This window comes from Salinirussus salinus (genome assembly GCF_009831455.1).
Taxonomy (GTDB): Archaea; Halobacteriota; Halobacteria; order Halobacteriales; family Haloarculaceae; genus Salinirussus; species Salinirussus salinus.
On record NZ_WOWO01000002.1, the window covers coordinates 1027656 to 1041912 of the forward strand.

General features: G+C 70.3%; 17 protein-coding genes and 1 tRNA gene. 11 read left to right on the forward strand and 7 right to left on the reverse strand.

Annotated elements, in window-relative coordinates; genetic code table 11:
• Positions 1-58: 58 nt before the first annotated feature.
• Positions 59-907: a cytochrome c oxidase subunit 3 gene (locus tag GN153_RS08555; protein ID WP_159901702.1), complete on the reverse strand. Its 849-nt coding sequence runs from the start codon at positions 905-907 to the stop codon at positions 59-61.
• 121 nt (positions 908-1028) lie between these two features.
• Between GN153_RS08555 and GN153_RS08560 the strand changes: the two genes are divergently transcribed.
• The 3 genes from GN153_RS08560 to GN153_RS08570 are packed head-to-tail and all read left to right on the forward strand — an operon-like array spanning position 1029 to position 3072.
• Entirely contained in the window at positions 1029-2387 is a 1359-nt protein-coding gene (locus tag GN153_RS08560) for a hypothetical protein (protein ID WP_236544775.1), read from the forward strand.
• The gene (locus GN153_RS08565; RefSeq protein WP_236544776.1) at positions 2384-2746 is read left to right on the forward strand and encodes a DUF7410 domain-containing protein; all 363 of its coding nucleotides are present in this window, start codon (positions 2384-2386) and stop codon (positions 2744-2746) included. Before GN153_RS08560 ends, GN153_RS08565 begins: the two co-directional genes overlap by 4 nt.
• 41 nt (positions 2747-2787) lie before the next feature.
• Positions 2788-3072, forward strand: a complete 285-nt coding sequence (locus tag GN153_RS08570) for a DNA-directed RNA polymerase subunit L (protein ID WP_159901703.1) — start codon at positions 2788-2790, stop codon at positions 3070-3072.
• Here the strand turns inward: GN153_RS08570 and GN153_RS08575 are convergent, their stop codons facing one another.
• The gene (locus tag GN153_RS08575) at positions 3073-3888 is read right to left on the reverse strand and encodes a hypothetical protein (RefSeq protein ID WP_159901704.1); all 816 of its coding nucleotides are present in this window, start codon (positions 3886-3888) and stop codon (positions 3073-3075) included.
• A gap of 179 nt (positions 3889-4067) precedes the next feature.
• Here GN153_RS08575 and GN153_RS08580 point away from each other — a divergent pair, with 179 nt between their 5' ends.
• Entirely contained in the window at positions 4068-4307 is a 240-nt protein-coding gene (locus GN153_RS08580) for a hypothetical protein (protein ID WP_159901705.1), read from the forward strand.
• Positions 4308-4479: 172 nt separating this feature from the next.
• Here GN153_RS08580 and hisF read toward each other — a convergent pair whose 3' ends face one another.
• Positions 4480-5295 (reverse strand): imidazole glycerol phosphate synthase subunit HisF, encoded by an 816-nt coding sequence (hisF, locus tag GN153_RS08585; protein ID WP_159901706.1) that lies wholly within the window; start codon positions 5293-5295, stop codon positions 4480-4482.
• 155 nt (positions 5296-5450) lie between these two features.
• Positions 5451-5576: a hypothetical protein gene (locus tag GN153_RS17805; RefSeq protein ID WP_268893123.1), complete on the reverse strand. Its 126-nt coding sequence runs from the start codon at positions 5574-5576 to the stop codon at positions 5451-5453.
• Between the two features lie 286 nt (positions 5577-5862).
• Here GN153_RS17805 and glpA point away from each other — a divergent pair, with 286 nt between their 5' ends.
• The 3 genes from glpA to GN153_RS08600 all read left to right on the forward strand — a co-directional run bounded on the left by glpA (position 5863) and on the right by GN153_RS08600 (position 10293).
• The gene (glpA, locus tag GN153_RS08590) at positions 5863-7590 is read left to right on the forward strand and encodes an anaerobic glycerol-3-phosphate dehydrogenase subunit GlpA (RefSeq protein WP_159901707.1); all 1728 of its coding nucleotides are present in this window, start codon (positions 5863-5865) and stop codon (positions 7588-7590) included.
• A complete protein-coding gene (glpB, locus tag GN153_RS08595) occupies positions 7580-8872 on the forward strand; it encodes a glycerol-3-phosphate dehydrogenase subunit GlpB (protein WP_159901708.1) in 1293 nt (430 codons plus the stop codon). Before glpA ends, glpB begins: the two co-directional genes overlap by 11 nt.
• A 62-nt stretch (positions 8873-8934) precedes the next feature.
• Positions 8935-10293, forward strand: coding sequence for an anaerobic glycerol-3-phosphate dehydrogenase subunit C (locus GN153_RS08600; RefSeq protein ID WP_159902246.1), 1359 nt, complete (start codon positions 8935-8937; stop codon positions 10291-10293).
• Positions 10294-10318: 25 nt separating this feature from the next.
• Here GN153_RS08600 and GN153_RS08605 read toward each other — a convergent pair whose 3' ends face one another.
• From GN153_RS08605 to GN153_RS08615, 3 genes are all read right to left on the reverse strand, one after another.
• Positions 10319-11014: a CDGSH iron-sulfur domain-containing protein gene (locus tag GN153_RS08605; protein ID WP_159901709.1), complete on the reverse strand. Its 696-nt coding sequence runs from the start codon at positions 11012-11014 to the stop codon at positions 10319-10321.
• 39 nt (positions 11015-11053) lie between these two features.
• A complete protein-coding gene (locus tag GN153_RS08610; RefSeq protein ID WP_159901711.1) occupies positions 11054-11506 on the reverse strand; it encodes a cupin domain-containing protein in 453 nt (150 codons plus the stop codon).
• Between the two features lie 100 nt (positions 11507-11606).
• Complete coding sequence (locus GN153_RS08615) at positions 11607-11918, reverse strand: cupin domain-containing protein (protein ID WP_159901713.1); 312 nt, start codon at positions 11916-11918, stop codon at positions 11607-11609.
• 77 nt (positions 11919-11995) lie between these two features.
• Between GN153_RS08615 and GN153_RS08620 the strand changes: the two genes are divergently transcribed.
• The 4 genes from GN153_RS08620 (at position 11996) to GN153_RS08635 (ending at position 14156) form a co-directional block, all read left to right on the forward strand.
• Entirely contained in the window at positions 11996-12721 is a 726-nt protein-coding gene (locus GN153_RS08620; RefSeq protein ID WP_159901715.1) for an MBL fold metallo-hydrolase, read from the forward strand.
• Between the two features lie 127 nt (positions 12722-12848).
• Positions 12849-13703, forward strand: a complete 855-nt coding sequence (locus GN153_RS08625; protein WP_159901717.1) for a twin-arginine translocation signal domain-containing protein — start codon at positions 12849-12851, stop codon at positions 13701-13703.
• A gap of 93 nt (positions 13704-13796) precedes the next feature.
• Positions 13797-13982: a DUF7550 family protein gene (locus GN153_RS08630; protein WP_159901719.1), complete on the forward strand. Its 186-nt coding sequence runs from the start codon at positions 13797-13799 to the stop codon at positions 13980-13982.
• A 46-nt stretch (positions 13983-14028) separates the two neighbouring features.
• Positions 14029-14156: transfer RNA gene (locus tag GN153_RS08635), tRNA-Met, on the forward strand.
• The last annotated feature ends 101 nt before the right edge of the window (positions 14157-14257 follow it).

Genomic DNA, 14257 nt, shown 5'->3' on the forward strand with positions numbered 1-14257 from the left:
ACGGGTCGTCTGTCAGGTTTGAGCCCTGCGGGTCGACAGAGAAACCGAGAGGAATCGGTCAGGACACGGAGGCGCCGACGTAGAGGACGACGACGAGGAACACCCAGACGACGTCGACGAAGTGCCAGTACATCGAGACGGTGGAGACGGAGGTGTGCTGGTCGGCGGAGTAGTGGCCCAGCCGTCCCCGGAAGTAGACGATTGCGAGCAACACGCCGCCCAGCGAGACGTGCAGGCCGTGGAGGCCGGTCAGGCCGTAGAAGGCCGAGCCGAAGGCACCGGTGAAGAGGTCGAAGCCCTCGTGGACGATGAACTCGTAGTACTCGAGCACCTGGCCGCCGATGAAGACCACCCCAAGCAGCAGGGTCACGCCGGTGAGCCGGACGAACCGTTGCTGGTTGCCCTTCCGGAGCGCGACGTGGGCGAAGTGCAGCGTGAAGCTGCTGGCGATCAGGATGGCGGTGTTGACCAGGACGAGACTCGAGAGGAGGTTCGGGAGTTCGGGCGACCAGGGGCCCGACCGGATGAAGAAGTAGTAGACGAAGCCGGCGCCGAAGGTGGCGACCTCCGACCCCAGAAACAGGAGCATCGCGAACTTGAGGCTGCTCCCGCTGTGGCCCTCGGTACCGTGTTTCAGGAAGCCGGCGATGAAGCCGTGGTAGAGCCAGCCGTACAGCCCGACCAGGAACAGCCCGGTCGAGCCGACGAGCACGCCCGGCCCGACCAGCGGGCCGATGACGTCGTAGCTGTGTCCCATGACGAACAGTGCGGCCCCGACGTAGATCCCGCCGACCCCGAGCGCGGCGATGAAGGGCCACCAGGAGGCCTCGCCGAAGCCGCGCGGCCAGTCCTCGACAGCCGGCAGGTGGTGGCCGCCGTGATCCTCTGAGTCGTCTGCGACGGTCATGCTCCGACGTTGCGAGTCGACTACCAAAAACCCTCCCAATGTGACCGCGGCGGAGTCCGCCGCCGCTCTCCCGCTCCGCCCGTCCCGACAGGTACTCGTCCCCGCCGACCCAAGCGCGTACATGTCCCGGCTCCGGGTCCGGCTGGCCGGCGCCGCCGCCGGCCTGCTCGCGCTCCTCGCCGTGGCCGACCCCGCCCTCGCCCACGGGGGTGCCATCGCCGCCAACCGCCAACCGGTGACCGTCCCCACCTGGCTCGTGTTGCTGACCGGGGGTGCGGCCGTCGGCGCCTCGTTCCTGCTCGCGACGTTCGTCACCGACCGGGCGATGGTCCGGGCGGTCGACGGCTGGCGCCGGCTGGTGCCCGCGCCCGGCCGGCTCGCCCGCGGGGTCGCGAAGGCCGTCGGCGTCCTCGGGCTGGTCGCCGTCCTGGCGGTCGCGGCTGTCGGCCCGACCGGGAACAACGCCGCCGTCCTCTTCGTCTGGGTTGGCTGGTGGGCCGGCTACACGATGACGACCTACCTGGTGGGCGACTCCTGGCCGGCGGTGAACCCCTGGCGAACCCTCGCCGGCCTGCTCCCCTCTATGGACGAGTCCTACCCCGACCGCCTCGGGTCGTGGCCGGCCACCCTGGCGCTGCTGGCGCTCATCTGGGTCGAGACCGTCAGCCCGATAACCGACGACCCGCGCCCGATGGCGGCCGTCGTCCTCGCGTACACGCTCGTGACGCTGACCGGTGCGGCCGTCTACGGGGCCGACCAGTGGTTCCGCCGCGCGGACCCGATGGCCCGGGTCTTCCGCTACTACGGGGCCGTTGCGCCCGTCCAGCGGACCGGCGACGGGCTCTCCGTCCGGCTCCCCGGCGGCGCCCTCTCCGAGCTGGAGGTCGAGGACGGCAGCGAGGTGGCCTTCGTGGTCGCGTTGCTATGGGCGACGACCTTCGACGGCTTCGTCTCGACTGCGGCGTGGGCCGGTGTTGCGGAAGGGGTCCGCGCCGCCGGGGTCCCGCTCGCGCTCGCGTACCTGGCTGTGCTCGCGGGCGGGTTCGGGCTCTTCCTCGGCGGCTACCGGCTGTCCTCGCGGCTCGCGCGCCGGACCGGCGACACCTACCTCTCGGCGGGCGTCGTCGCCCGCCGCTTTGCCCCCTCGCTTCTGGCCATTGCGGCCGGCTACCACCTCGCCCACTACCTGGGCTTTCTGCTCTCGCTGGCCCCGGCCATCGTGGTGCTGGCGGCGACGCCGCTGTCGGTGCCGGCCCAGGTCCCCGTCCTCCCGCTCCCGGGCTGGTTCGACCTGGTCGGGATGGCTGCCATCCTCCTCGGCCACGTGCTGGCAGTCTGGGTGGCCCACGCAACCGCCTACGACCTCTTCCCCGGCCGCCTGCAGGCGGTCCGGAGCCAGTACCCATTCATCGCGGTGATGGTCTTCTACACGATGACGAGCCTGTGGCTGCTCGCCCAGCCGGAGGTGCCGACGCCGTGAGCGAACGCGACGCGGCCGCCGAAGAGGCCCCCGGCCGGAACGGGCAGGAGGCGGCGGCGAGCCCGGCGGCACCCACCCACGTCGGGACGGGTCCCGGAACCCTCGACGGGGAGTTCGACCTCCCGGCCGACGCCCGCGCGGTCGAGTGTGGCTACTGCGGTCGGCCCTTCGCCGACGAGGAGTTGCTCGCGCTCCACCGGGGCCACGCCCACCACGACCGGCTCACCGCGGAGGAGCAGGCAGCCTTCGAGGCGGCCTACGAGGCCGAGACGACCGAGATGCGGCGCTTCCAGCTCAAGGCCGCCGGGGCGGTCATCCTCCTCTATTTCCTGCTTCTGATGGTCTACGCCCTCGTCTGAGAGTCGAAAGGTTGAGGTGTCCAACTGGCGGTATGAGAGGTATGGAACTTCGGGTCATCGAGAACGAGGCGACGGAACTCTCCATCGAGATCGCCGGCGAGGACCACACCTTTCTGAACGTCCTCAAGGGCGCGCTGCTCGAGACGGAGGGCGTGGCCGCCGCGACCTACGACATGAACCCCGAGCAGTCCGGCGGCCAGACCGACCCGATCCTCACGGTCAAGACCGACGAGGAGACCGACGCGCTGGACGCGCTCGAGGCGGGCGCCCAGCGGGTCATCGACAAGTCCGCCGACTTCCGGGACGCCTACGAGGCGGCGGTCTGATCAGCAGACGACCTGGAGCAGGTAGACCCGTCCGTCGGGGGTAGCGTGGAGGTCGAGACCGGTCCGCGCGCCCTCCATCGTGTCGGTCCCACGGTTCTGTACTGTGGCGGTGACCAGCGCGTCACCGAGCGACGCCGCCGAGGTAACCGAGCCCGTGCCGACGTTCGCGATGGCGACCTCCGGTGACCGCTCGCAGGCACCCTCCAGAACGCCCCGGATCTGGTCGTTTTCCTCGCGCGAGACTCCCTCCTCTTTCACGCGTTTCTGGTTGAGAAACGCTGCGACCGCGTCCAGGTCGCCGTCCCGGGAAAGCGGCGATACACTCGCCGACTCGCGTGCGTCGTTCAGGCGGGTCAGGTACGCCCGTTCGGCGTCGTCGAAGGAGACGTTGCCGGCGGCCGCGGCGTCGCCCGGCACGTCAGAAACTTCGGGAACGCCGCCGCCAAAGCCGGGGATGTCGACGATACCGGTGACGCCGAGGGCGAAGATGCCCGCGACCGCGAGCACCACCACGAGCCCGAGGATGTACCTGGGAGTGAGGAGGTCGAAATACCCCGGCACCTCGAGTTCGTCGTCGCTGACCTCCTGGCGCTGCAGTTCGAGGTCGGCGTTGCCACACCGGCTGCAGGGCGGGTTGTGCTTGGTGTGCTCGCGGCCACACGCCGTGCAGACCCAGACCGTCGCCTCCGAGCCCAGCGTCTCCTCGGAGTTCGCGACCGGAACGACCGCCCGCTCGAAACTCCCGTGACCGCAGTTGTCACACGGCGGGTCGTCTTCCTCGTGAGGTTTGCCACACCACTCACACCGCCACTCCATCGCTTCCACGTAGTGGATTCCGGGCGAAAAGGCTGCCGTTTGGCGGCCACGCTCCCGGCCGTCCGTGCCACGGGCGCCGCCCCGTCTCCGTGCCGCCGGACTCGAGCTTCGCTCCTGCCCCGACGTGTCTACGGGTTTTCCGCCGGGACCGCTATGTACGTCCAGTACGTAGGCGGGCTATGAGCGACAACACGCAGGAGCGAGACCGGGTCGCGGAACTGGAGGCGGAGGTCGACCGGCTGCGCGAGCAGGTCGAGGAACAGCGGGAGGTGCTCAGTATCCTCGCGGCCGGCCAGCAGTCCGAGACCCTCCCCGACCTGGGCTGTCCGTACTGCGGCGAGGGAACGCTCGTCGGGAGCAGCGGCATCTCCTGGACGCAGGTCGAGTGCACCGCCTGTGATTTTAAAGAATACCTCTGACCTACAGCCGCACAGGGATCCCGCGCTCGTCGAGGTACTACGACCACTTTTTACTGCGTCGGGTCGCGGCCTCGCCGCGACCTCTCCTTGCAAAAACGTGGGGAAAAACGTTTCCGCGCGAGGCCGGCGGCCTCGCGCGGAATGAACCGCCTCACTCCGTTCGGCGGACGAATTACAGCCGCACCGGAATCCCGCGCTCGTCGAGATACTCCTTGACCTCGCGGATCGAGTACTCCCCGAAGTGGAAGATCGAGGCCGCGAGCGCCGCGTCGGCGTCGGCCTCGGTGAACACCTCGTAGGCGTCCTCCGGCCCGCCACACCCCGACGAGGCGATGACGGGCGTCGAGACGGCGTCACAGACCGCCCTCATCAGCGGGATGTCGTAGCCGTCCTTGGTGCCGTCGGCGTCGATGGAGTTGATGAAGAGTTCCCCCGCCCCGCGCTGCTCGGCCTCCCGTGCCCACGCGACGGCGTCGATACCGGTCCCCTCGCGGCCGCCCTTGACGGTGCACTCGAACCAGCAGGACTCCCCGTCGACCTGCGCGTAGTGTTCGCCCTCCTCGTCGAAGCGACGGCGGGCGTCGACGGAGATGACGATACACTGGCTGCCGAAGGCCGCGGCGCCCTCCCCGACCAGTTCGGGGCGCTCCAGCGCGCCGGTGTTGATCGAGACCTTGTCGGCGCCCGCACGGAGCGTCTCCTTGACGTCATCGCGGGTGCGGATGCCGCCGCCGACGGTCAGGGGAATGAAGACCTCGTCGGCGACGCCCTCGACGACGTCGAGCATCGTCTCCCGGCCCTCCGCGGAGGCAGTGATGTCGAGGAAGACGAACTCGTCGGCGCCGGCTTCGTTGTAGCGTTTGGCCATCTCGACGGGGTCACCGGTGTACTTCAGCTCCTCGAAGTTCACCCCCGTGTAGACCGCGGCCTCGCCGTTCTCGTCGATGTCCACGTCGATACACGGGATGATGCGTTTTGTCAGCGTCATAGGTCTGGGGTCGCGGCCCCGGCGAGCGGTCGGGGCCAGCGGCGGGTCACACCTCCACGGATGCCCCGCCGCCTCATAAATGAGTCGCGTCGGCCGTGCGGGGCGGAGAGCCGGTCGGGCGGTGGGGCTCGTACGGTCACTCCGGTCTGTGCCGGTCAGTCGGCGCTCTGCTTCGGGACGTACCGGCAGTCCGTACAGGCCCACTCGCGGTCGAAGACGACTGCGCCGTCACACTCGGGACACCGGTACGTTCCAGCGGGAGTCTCCTGGGTCGTTGCCATCACTTCACCCTGAGACACCGAGGAATATGAGTGTTGTTATGATATTGACAATACAATATTAGGTCGTCTAGATCGCCATCAGAGCGGATTTGGGCGGTGATCGGCCGTTCCGCCGGCTCACAGACGTCGCTTCCTGCGCTCTGTTCCGGGATCGCGGTTTTCGTATGAGGGGCATAAAGGATCACACCTGACCGGCGCCGGGGGGGCAGTGCCGGCTCGTCGGTCCGGGGCGGCCGCGGCTGTCGCCCGTCGACAGGAATAAACCGGTCGCTCCGAACGTAGGCGTGTGTCATCGACGCCGTCGGTGCTGGTGGTCGGCGGCGGGTCGACGGGCGCCGGCGTCGCCCGGGACCTCGCCATGCGGGGGCTGGAGGTCACCCTCGTCGAGCAGGGCAACCTCACCCACGGCACCACCGGCCGGATGCACGGCCTGCTGCACAGCGGCGGCCGCTACGCCGTCGCCGACCCCGACAGCGCCGCCGAATGCATCGCCGAGAACCGGGTCCTCCGGGATATCGCCGCCCACTGCGTGGAGATGACCGGCGGCCTGTTCGTCAAGCGCCCCGAGGACAGCGAGGACTACTTCGAGCGCAAGCTCCGGGGGTGTGAGGACTGCGGGATCCCCGCCGAAGTGCTCTCGGGGGCAGACGCCCGGCGGATGGAACCCCGTCTCGCCCCCGACATCGACCGCGCCATCTCGGTGCCCGACGCCGCGATCGACCCCTTCCGGCTAGTCGTCGCGAACGCCGCCGACGCCGAGGCCAACGGCGCGCGGGTCGAGACCCACACCACAGTCACGGACCTGCTCGTCGAGGGCGGCGAGGTGGTCGGCGCCGAACTCGAACACGGCTCCGGCCCGGACAAGCGGGTCCGGGGCCGGGAGGGCGAACGCGAGACCCTGCGGGTCGACCACGTCGTCAACGCGACCGGGGCGTGGGCCGGACAGGTCGGAAAGATGGCCGGCGTCGACGTCGACGTCCGGCCCTCGAAGGGGGTGATGACGGTGATGAACGTCCGCCAGGTCGACACCGTGGTCAACCGCTGCCGTCCGAAGGGTGACGCCGACATTATCGTCCCCCACGAGACCGCTGCCATCCTCGGAACGACCGACGAGGAGGTCGAGAAGCCCGCCGAATTCCCGGAGGAGCAGTGGGAGGTCGACCTCATGATAGAGGAGCTCTCGAAGCTCGTGCCCGCGCTGCGGGAGGCCCGCACCCTCCGGTCGTTCTGGGGGGTCCGCCCGCTGTACGAGCCCCCGGAGGTCGGCAGCGAGGACCCCACCGACATCACGCGCGATTTCTTCCTGCTGGACCACGCCGACCGCGACGGGCTGGGCGGCCTGACAAGCATCGTCGGCGGGAAGCTCACCACCTACCGGATGATGGCCGAGGCCGTCGCGGACCACGTCTGTGCCCGCTTCGGGGTGCGCGCGGACTGCCGGACCGCCGACGAGCCGCTGCCGGGCAGTGAGGACTTCTCGGTGCTCCGGGAGCACATGGACGAGTTCGGCCTCCGCTCGCCCGTGGGCCGCCGGAGCGTCGAGCGCTTGGGCTCGCGGGCCGACGAGGTGCTCGACACGGAGGGCCCGAACCCGACGGTCTGCGAGTGCGAGGCGGTCACCCGCGCCGAGGTGCAGGACGCCATCGCCGGGGCCGGCCCGGACCTCAACGCGGTCAGGCTTCGGACCCGCGCCTCGATGGGCAACTGCCAGGGCGGGTTCTGTGTCCACCGCATGGCTGGCGAGCTCCACGGGTACGGCGACTACGACGAGGCGGTCGTCCGCGAGGCCTGGGACGCGCTCATCGAGGAGCGCTGGAGGGGCCAACGACACGCCCTCTGGGGCGAACAGCTCTCCCAGGCCGCGCTGAACTACGCGCTCCAGGCCGCGACCGGCAACCGCGACCGCGACCCCGCCGACGAAGGCGAGGTCGACTTCGCGGCCTTCGATGGCGGCCCGGACGGGACGGAGCGCCCGGACGCCGCCGCGGACGGGGGTGACCGGGATGGCGATTGACTCGGCGGTGCTGGTGGTCGGCGGCGGGCTGGCGGGCCTGACGAGCGCTCTGGCGGCCGCCCGTGCGGGCGCGGACGTGCGCCTGCTCTCGCATAAGCGCAGCACGCTCCGGAACGCCTCCGGGCTCGTGGACGTGCTCGGCTACGCGCCCGACGGTGAGGGGCCGCTCGTCGACCCCTTCGGAGCCATCCCCGAGTTGCCCGACCGCCACCCCTATCGAACTGTGGGCGTCGAGACAGTTCGCGAGGGGCTCGCACTGTTCGACGATGCCGTCCCCGGTTACCGGGGCGGCCACACCGACCGCAACGCCCTCGTCCCGACTCACGGCGGGACAGTCAAGCCGACCGCCCGCTATCCCGCGAGTGCCGAAGCCGGCCTCGCCAGCGACGCCCGAGAGACGCTGCTTGTCGGGTTCGAGGCGCTGACCGACTTCGACGCCGCCCACGCCGCCGCCCACCTGGAAGCCGCGGGTGTCCCCTTCGACGTCCGGGGCGTCACGGTCCGGTTCCCCGGCGACCTGCGGGCCGACGCGGGCGTCACCCGGTACGCGGCACTCCTCGACGGGGACGGGGTGACCGTCGACGGCCGCTCGGTCGGCGCCCGCCAGGCACTCGCCGAGCAGGTCAAGCCCCATCTCGGAGAGGCCGAACGGGCCGGTTTTCCCGCAGTACTCGGCGACGACGACCCCGCGGGTGTGCGGGAGGGTCTCGCCGACGCGCTCGGGGCCGACGTCTTCGAGGTGCCGATGGGCCCGCCCTCGCTGCCCGGCCTCCGGCTGGCCGAGCGCCTGTTCGACGCGCTCGACGCCGCCGGCGCGAGCATCGAGACGGGCAATCCGGTTGTCGGCTACGAGGCCGAGGACGCCAGCGGGAGAGGCAGCACCCGCGTCGAGCGCGTGTTCGTCGACAAGAACGGCGCCGATATCCCGTACGCCGCCGAACAGTACATCCTCGCCACCGGCGGCCTGGTCGGCAAGGGGCTGGACTCCGACCGCGAGACGGTCCGGGAGCCGGTCTTCGGCTGTCACGTCCCCCATCCGGAGGACCGCTACGAGTGGTTCGCCGACGACGCCTTCGGCGACCATCCCTTCGCTCGCTTCGGGGTCGACACCGACGGCGACCTCCGGCCGGTGGACGCGCGCGGGGAGCCGGAGTTCGGGAACCTCCGGGCCGCCGGGAGCGTCCTCGGGGGCTACGACTTCGCCGCCGAGAAGTCGGGGAGTGGGGTCTCCATCGCGACCGGCTACGCGGCGGGGCGGGCGGCCGCGGAGGTGGTCGCGTGAGCGACAGCCCGGACCCGGCCGAGGGCGGGGCCGACCGCGACCCCGGCGGGAGCGCGCCCGGCGTGCCGGAGACCGAGGGGGTCGACCCCACCGAGACGGACCTCGACCCCACCGCCGTCTTCGAGGAGGGCGAGGACTTCGACCTCCGGCCGGGCGCGGACTCCTGTTACAAGTGCTCGGCGTGTGACGTGAGCTGTCCGGTCGCGGAGGTCGACGACGACTTCCCCGGGCCGAAGTTCCAGGGCCCCGAGCAGTGGCGGCTCAAGCAGAACGACGACCGCGGGGTCGACGAGTCCATCATGGACTGTTCGAACTGCATGCGGTGTGACGACGCCTGCCCCTCGGGGGTCCCGCTCTCCCAGATGCACAACACTGCCCGCGGGCAGTACGTCGAGGAGGAGATGAGCCGCCTCTCCCGGGAGTACCTCCGCAACCGCGTGCTGGCGAACTACCGCTTTTTCGCCTCGCTGGCCAGTCGGTTCCCCCGGCTCAGTACGGCAGTGCTCAACAGCCGGCCGGTCCGGTGGCTCAACGAGAAACTCCTGGGTATCTCGGGCGAGCGTGAGTTCCCCGCCTTCGCGACCGAGACCTTCCGGGAGTGGTGGGCGGCCCGCGGCGGCGCGGCCGCCTCCCGGGAGCGCGCTCGAGAAGCCCGCGAGCGGCGTGGTGAATCCGGGACCGACAAGAAGGTCGCCTACTTCCACGGCTGCTACGCCAACTACAACACCCCGGAAGTCGGGCGGGCGCTGGTCCGGACCTTCGAGCACTTCGGCTACGAGCTCGTGGTCCCCGAGCAGCGGTGTTCGGGGACGCCGATGTTCGCCAACGGGATGCTGGGCGACGCCCGCCGCGCCGCCGATGTCAACGTCTCCTCGATGGCCGACCTCGTCGCGGAGGGGTACGACGCCGTCGCCTCCTGTACCTCCTGTTCGATGTCGCTGCGCCAGGAGTACCCCGAACTCTTCGACTTCGAGGGGGTCGAGGAGGTGGCCAGCCACACCTTCGAGGCCGTCGAGTACCTCCGGATCCACGAGGACATCCGGGGGGAGGTCCGGGAGGCGGACGTCTCGGGAGAACTCGCCGCCGACTTTGCCTACCACGCCCCCTGTCACGCCCGCAACCAGGGACTGGACCGACAGGCCGTCGAGCTGTTCCGCGAGCTCGAAGACGTAGGCATCGAGGACGTCGGCGACTCCTGTTCGGGCATCTCGGGCACCTACGGCTGGAAGGCCGAGAAGTACGAGAAATCGATGGCGATCGGCGCGGAGATGTTCGAGCACATGGAAACTGCGGAGGGGGAGACCGGAATGACGGAGTGTCCGACCTGCGCGATGCAGATGGAACACGGCACCGGCTACGAGGTCAGACACCCGCTGGAGCTGCTGGAGGCGGCGCTGGTCGGTGATAGGGACGGGAACTGAGTATCTTCGGAACCCTGGCCCGGAGTCACTCGCCCTCGCCGGTGGTGAACCCCACCTCGGCGTGGGTCCCGTCACAGAACGGCTTGTCACCCGACCGCCCGCACCGACACAGCGCCGCCCCGTCCTGGGTCGTTTCGGTCCCGCCGACCCGGAGGTCGAACGGGCCGTCGAGCACGAACGGGCCGTTCCGGCTGGGAGTGACCGTCAGCGGTCCGTGGGACTCCCGGCCCGGGTCCGAGCTACGTTCCTGTTCGGCAGAGGGAGAGTCCTCAGCATCTGGTTCGGCGCCGTCGTCGTCGCCGTCCGACTCGAACACCCGGCTGTGGCTGTTGTCACAGAGGGGTTTGTTTCCGGAGCGCCCACACCGGCAGAGGCCGAGGCGCGTATCCGCGAGCAGCGGGTCGCCGTCCGGGGTCCGGACATCGACATCGCCGTGGATGTACAGCGGGCCGTCGGCACTGGCGGTCACGGTGTTCCGGTCCGGGGGGCGCTCGCCGTCGTCGCCGTCGGGGCGCGTGTACTGGAGGGCACCCGTCGGACACTGCTCGACGACCGCTGCGGTCCGGTCGGCGTCTGCCCCGTCGGCGTCGACCCACGGCCGTTCCTCCGGGTCGAACACCTCCGGGAGCCCCTCAACGCAGGCTCTGACGTGGATACAGCGGTTCGAGTCGTAGCTTACCTCGATATCTGTGCCGTGGTACCGATGCACATCTTTCTCCATACCACGGCTTCGGCGGGACCGGGGATAGCCGTTCCGGCGCTACATCTCGATGACGTTCCCGCAGTCGGGGCACTCCAGGGTCACGCCGCTCTCGTCGACGACGGCGACGTGGTAGTCAGCGCCACACTCCTCGCAGGGCAGTGCCGAGCGCGTCTCGCCGGCGTCCTGGGGCGCCCCCAGCGCGAGCGCCTTGATGCGCTCGTCGCTCTCGTTTTTCCCCTCCTGGTACTCGCCGGGGGCAAAGCGGACGACCTCGTCGGCGCCCACCTCGACCTCGCCGTCCATCGTCTCGAAGGTGGCCGTCCCCTCGATGACGTAGAAGACCTCCTCCTGGTTCATGTGTGTGTGCAGCCCGCCGGAGAAGGAATCGCCGGGCTCGAGTTCGTAGTAGTTCATCGCCATATCCGAGAGGTTCAGCGGCGAACTCGCGTGCTTCTGGACGTCGGCGACGCGCGGTTCGTTGTCGAGGCTGTCGATGGATACTTTCTCCATGTGCGTGTGCTCGGATGCGGCCCTGTTATGTTTTGGCAAAGCGGCTACCCCGACGGTCCGTCCGGGGTCGGCCCGTGGCGTGTGACGACCCCCGGAGGGATTACCCTGGCATCGGACAGAGGCTCGCCGTGAAGACCGCGACCTCGTCGGTGTCGTTGCGCGCCCCGTGGGGGACGCCGCGGTCGTGGTGGACGACGCCCGGTGCCTCGATGGCCTCCTCCTCACCGTCCCGGAGGACCGTCACGGTTCCCTCGACGACGTGGAAGACGTTGGTCGAGTCGGGGTGGTCGTGGGCGTCGAGTTCGGCGCCCGGCCCGAGCGCGAACGCCTTCACGAGTACGTCCTCGGAGACGACGAGCTCGGTGTCGAGAACTTCCCCCGCTTCGGGTTCGAGCTTGTGGTACTGGTCCATACGGGGTGACGGTTGGCCAGTAGCCACTTAGCGGTTTGCACACCGGGGTTTATGCCGGCCCGGGCCCCCGTCACGGCATGGCCGAGATCCGATTGCTCCGACACGCCACGCTGCTCGTCGACGTCGGGGAGACGACCCTACTCGTCGACCCGATGCTGAGCGCGCCCGGCGATATCCCGCCGATCCCGAACTCCCCCAACGACCGCGAGAACCCGCTCGTCCCGATGCCCGACGTGGGACTGGAGTACGACGCCGTCCTCGTCACCCACCGCCACCGCGACCACTTCGACGACGCGGCCGCCGACCGCCTCGCTGCCGACGACCCGATCCTCTGTCAGCCCGCGGAGGCCGAAGCCTTCCGCGGGGACGGCTTCGAGGACGTCCGCCCGGTCGAGGAGGCACTCGACTACGCGGGGGTCGATATCACCAGAACGCCAGCCAGACACGGCCACGGGGAGCTGGCCGAACAGATGGGGCCCGTGTCGGGGTTCGTTCTGGAGGGAGAGAAGCGCCTGTATCTCGCCGGCGACACCGTCTGGTACGACGCCGTCCCGGAGACGCTCGACCGCCACGACCCGGACGCCGTCGTGGTCAACGCAGGCGCCGCACAGTTCGTCGAGGGCGAACCGATCACCATGGACGCCGACGACGTCCGCCGGGTGCGCGAGTACGTCGACGACGGCGTGCCGGTGGTCGCCGACCACATGGAGGCGATCAACCACTGCCTGCTCACCCGCGAGGAGCTGCTGGCGGCCGTCGACGGCGTGGAGATCCCGGAGGACGGGGAGACCGTCGCGGTCTGATACGGAGTGCTGTGAGCCGGTCCGGTACTGACTCACAGCAATCCGTACGAGTCGACCCGTTGCCGTGCCGGCCGTGGGCCGGGCACAGTCCACGAAGCATTTACCGGTGCCCGTCAGACGGACTGGCATGCGACGACGCGATTTCCTCGCGCTGTCGGGTGCGGCGGCCGGACTGGCCGGGTGTGCCGGTCCCGCCGGGACGCGCACGCTCCCGACGCCCCTGCGCGACGAGTCCGGCTTTCCCGCGGAGGCGACCTACGGGTTCGGGGAGGAAGCCGGGGCCGAGCTGACTGCCGTCGCCGCCCTCGACGTGGCGGTCCGACGCTCGGACCACTACCGCACCGGGTCGGGGGCGCTCGACGTCTACGCCCCGCCGGACAGCTACCTCGTCTCCGTCCGGGTCACCGCCCAGGGCGAGCAGCGCCCGCCACTGTCCGCCTTCGAGCTCCGGGTCGGCGAGGAGTCCTACCCCGCACTGACCTCGGTCGCGGGGCAGCCGCTCTCGGCGCTGCTCACCCGGTACGGCCCCTACACGCCGGACGCGGAGCCGGACCCCGACGGCCGGTTGCTGCTGTTCGAGGTTCCGGCCGGGAGTGCGGGCGAAACGGCCGCGGTCGTCTGGACGCCGTCCGGGGGAGAACCGGCCTACTGGCCGCTCCGCGACCGACAGCGGGCCGCCCTCGGGCAGTCGCTCCCCCCGCTGACTGTCGAGGCCTTCGAGACCCCGGCAACCGCCGGAGCGGACGCCGACCCGACGGCCACCCTCCGGGTGGCAAACGGCGGCGACCGGGGCGGCACGCTCCGTGCGGCGCTGAACTACGCGGGCGCCGTAGACGCCTCCGAGACCCTCTCCGTGTCGGTCCCCGCGGGGGAGACGACGGCGACGGAGTACGGCCTCCCCTGGAGCGGCCGGCGCCTCGAGGTCGAGCTCGCGTGGGCGGGGGCCCACGAGCAGCGGACCATCGACCCCGAGAGCGGGTAGACGGCCGCGAGCGGCGGCGCTGGCCACGGCCCCCCATCGGCTGCGAGCCGGGGAACCGACACACGGAAGTGGTCGAGCGGAGAAGGCCGGCGTATGGCAGACGACCACGACGAGGACCGGCCGGCCTACGACCCGGATGCACCGACCCCGCCCGAGCGCGAGCCGCCGCTGCGCTCGACGGCCCCACAGAGCGAGTTCACCTCGGGCCAGGTCGGCGTCGGGGCCCTGGTCACGCTCGTCGGGCTGGTGGTCACCTTCGGCCTGCCGCTGCTCCTCTGAGCGAGATGGGAAGGTTAAAGACCGGGACAGCGCTACGACCGTCTGCGCCCGGGTGGCTTAGCTGGACATAGCGCCGCACTCATAGGGTTCTCACACACGCGGCACGCGTCCCCCGAGGTTCGTCCTCGGACCTGGGATATGCGGAGATCGAGGGTTCGGAGCCCTCCCCGGGCACTCTTTCCATGTCGAGCGACAGGACCCGCCAGCCACGGCTCCTCCTCCGAACGGCCACGGCCCTGCACGCCCGTCGGACCCGCCACGGCTCCCGGATGTCC

Excerpts from the sequence above, each read along its gene's own strand:
- GN153_RS08555 (WP_159901702.1), bottom strand. The coding sequence starts at position 907 with ATGACCGTCGCAGACGACTCAGAGGATCACGGCGGCCACCACCTGCCG.
- GN153_RS08560 (WP_236544775.1), top strand. The coding sequence starts at position 1,029 with ATGTCCCGGCTCCGGGTCCGGCTGGCCGGCGCCGCCGCCGGCCTGCTC.
- GN153_RS08570 (WP_159901703.1), top strand. The coding sequence starts at position 2,788 with ATGGAACTTCGGGTCATCGAGAACGAGGCGACGGAACTCTCCATCGAG.
- GN153_RS08575 (WP_159901704.1), bottom strand. The coding sequence starts at position 3,888 with ATGGAGTGGCGGTGTGAGTGGTGTGGCAAACCTCACGAGGAAGACGAC.
- GN153_RS08580 (WP_159901705.1), top strand. The coding sequence starts at position 4,068 with ATGAGCGACAACACGCAGGAGCGAGACCGGGTCGCGGAACTGGAGGCG.
- hisF (WP_159901706.1), bottom strand. The coding sequence starts at position 5,295 with ATGACGCTGACAAAACGCATCATCCCGTGTATCGACGTGGACATCGAC.
- GN153_RS17805 (WP_268893123.1), bottom strand. The coding sequence starts at position 5,576 with ATGGCAACGACCCAGGAGACTCCCGCTGGAACGTACCGGTGTCCCGAG.
- glpB (WP_159901708.1), top strand. The coding sequence starts at position 7,580 with ATGGCGATTGACTCGGCGGTGCTGGTGGTCGGCGGCGGGCTGGCGGGC.
- GN153_RS08605 (WP_159901709.1), bottom strand. The coding sequence starts at position 11,014 with ATGGAGAAAGATGTGCATCGGTACCACGGCACAGATATCGAGGTAAGC.
- GN153_RS08610 (WP_159901711.1), bottom strand. The coding sequence starts at position 11,506 with ATGGAGAAAGTATCCATCGACAGCCTCGACAACGAACCGCGCGTCGCC.
- GN153_RS08615 (WP_159901713.1), bottom strand. The coding sequence starts at position 11,918 with ATGGACCAGTACCACAAGCTCGAACCCGAAGCGGGGGAAGTTCTCGAC.
- GN153_RS08620 (WP_159901715.1), top strand. The coding sequence starts at position 11,996 with ATGGCCGAGATCCGATTGCTCCGACACGCCACGCTGCTCGTCGACGTC.
- GN153_RS08625 (WP_159901717.1), top strand. The coding sequence starts at position 12,849 with ATGCGACGACGCGATTTCCTCGCGCTGTCGGGTGCGGCGGCCGGACTG.
- GN153_RS08630 (WP_159901719.1), top strand. The coding sequence starts at position 13,797 with ATGGCAGACGACCACGACGAGGACCGGCCGGCCTACGACCCGGATGCA.